Source organism: Bradyrhizobium iriomotense (genome assembly GCF_030160715.1).
Taxonomy (GTDB): domain Bacteria; phylum Pseudomonadota; class Alphaproteobacteria; order Rhizobiales; family Xanthobacteraceae; genus Bradyrhizobium; species Bradyrhizobium iriomotense.
Genome location: NZ_BSOW01000099.1, coordinates 1 through 2,109, shown reverse-complemented (window position 1 = coordinate 2,109; position 2,109 = coordinate 1). Strand labels below are relative to the sequence as shown.

2 protein-coding genes are annotated in these 2,109 nt (G+C 60.5%); both read right to left on the bottom strand.

Annotation, left to right across the window (positions count from 1 at the left end; translation table 11 throughout):
- Positions 1–211: 211 nt before the first annotated feature.
- Complete coding sequence (locus QQL28_RS45550; RefSeq protein ID WP_284276402.1) at positions 212–1,594, bottom strand: ISNCY family transposase; 1,383 nt, start codon at positions 1,592–1,594, stop codon at positions 212–214.
- A gap of 41 nt (positions 1,595–1,635) precedes the next feature.
- The gene (locus tag QQL28_RS45545; protein ID WP_284276400.1) at positions 1,636–2,001 is read right to left on the bottom strand and encodes a DUF6788 family protein; all 366 of its coding nucleotides are present in this window, start codon (positions 1,999–2,001) and stop codon (positions 1,636–1,638) included.
- Positions 2,002–2,109 lie beyond the last annotated feature (108 nt).

The following is a 2,109-nucleotide window of genomic DNA, read 5'->3' as shown; positions in this document are numbered from 1 at the left end:
CTAGTTTCTGTCGCGAAACGCCCGGGTTGAGTGGCGCAATCTAAGTTATGCCGATGGATTGGGCACAAAATGCCGGTAGCTGCAGGGATCGGCAAGCTCCGAAGGGCCTGATTTTCGGGCCTGATTTCGGTATTGAGCAACGAGGTTTCAGATCAAGAGGCGTTCAGCCGCGGGGGTACCTGCGGCTTCGGAGAAGGGGGCGCCATGAAGGTCAAGCCGCTTTTTGCCTGCGCGGCGATCGTGCCCCCAGCATTGCCGCAATCCTCATGAGATTGTTGGCGAGCACAGCGGCGCCGACCCACAATTCGAAGCGGTCGCGTCCTTCGGCAAGACAGCGCTTCATGCCGCGGCCTCGGAACAGCACCGAGATGCGTCCCTCGATGCCGGCGCGAAAGCGCTGACCATTCTTGAAGACCGCGCTCTTCTCGTACGCTTCACGTCGTCCCGTCCTCTTGCCGCCACGCTGCGGAATGCAGACCACCTTGACGCCGGCGTGCTTGCACGAGGCAAGGTTCTGCTCGCTGAAGAAGCCACGATCCGAGCCGTACAGCTGCGGGGCACGGCCAAAGGCTTGCCTGTGGCGCTGGAGGGAAGATGCCACGTGAACCTCGTCGGGCGGATTGCCCTTCAGCACCTCGTATTGCGTGATCAGGCCCTCCGCGCTTTCGGCGAGGAAGACTTTATGGCCGAACTCGACCGGCGTGCGCACCTTGCCGCGCTTGATCAGGTCGGTATGGGGCTCGAAGATGGAATAAATCTTCTCGTCGGTAGCCACCTGCTCACCAAAGAGCACACGACGACGTGCCTGATCGATGACACGATCTCCCAGCCCGCAGAAGTGCTCGATCTGCCTGCGCAGTTCCTCAATGGCTATGTCGGCGAACATGTCCTTGCCGCGCATCGTGCGGGTCCTCTCGAGCCCCGCGCGCGCGTTTCCTACGACCTCCTCGGCGATGTCGATGAGCACCCGGTACGTTCGGGTCTGCTGCTCGTGACGCTGCCTCGTCGTCATGCGCTGGATCTCGTACATCCGGCGCCGCGCCGCGCGCGTGCGGTCGCAAAAGCCCTTGATTCTTCGCAATTCCAGCGCTTTGGCCAGACGGCGGACCAAGCGTGTGACGACGCGGACCACATCCCATAGCAACGTGTTGTCGGTCGGATGATGAATGTCGGTCTGCACCACCGTAGTGTCGACCCGCAGCTTCGCGCCGTCCTCCAATCCGAGCTCGACCGCTGCCCGAACCACCAAATCGTTGACCGCTCTCAGCGTTTGTGGGGTCAGACGGATGAAGCCACGCTGAAAAGCGTCATGCTTCGGCACCGGCGCGCAGTAGAAGTCGGTGAACTGACGAAGCGTCAATCCATCTGCGATGCGTTCACGCAACTCGCGATAGTCCCAGTTCTTGAGCCGCATCAGAACCAGCGAGCGCAGAACCTGTGTCGCCGTCAATCCGTGACGACCGCTATCGGGCTGCTTCAGGCCACGCACCAGATCCCGCCCGACGCGCTCGATGACGTCCCGCTGGTCGTCGAGAAAGCTGGATATCGCCTCCAGCAGCGGCTCCAGGCGAATGCCCTGATCACGTTGCCGCATCAGTTCCCAATCAGCAAAGCTGATCTGTCGCGACGTCGCTCTCACACCGCTCGGCTCTTCTTGCTTTTGGCTGCTTCGGTCCGTTCTCGCTTCAAGGCCTTCACGTAGCGCGGCGCAGCCTGCTGCAGCAGCTCCTGCAGGGCGCGTCCGTTGTCCAGACCGCGCTGAACCTCCGGCACAAGCTCTTCCGGCACGTAGACGGCAACACGACGCCCGTTCGCGTTCGCGCGACCGTACAGCACATAACTTTGATGCTGCTCGCCAGACTCGCACGCTGGGCAATTCTTGCGGATGCACCGACTACGGCGCAGGCTCAGCGAACCCAAAAACGCAGGCCAAAGATTCGTCGATTCGCTTTGCAGCCAGCGCGCGACATCAGAAGGCGATTCCGAATCAACATGCTTCATATGAAGTATGTGATACCGTGCACATGTACGTCGCAAGAAAAAACGTACTCGAAAATCGCGAAATACCCCCTATTTTAAAGGGCGAATGTGTTTCGCGACAGAAACTAG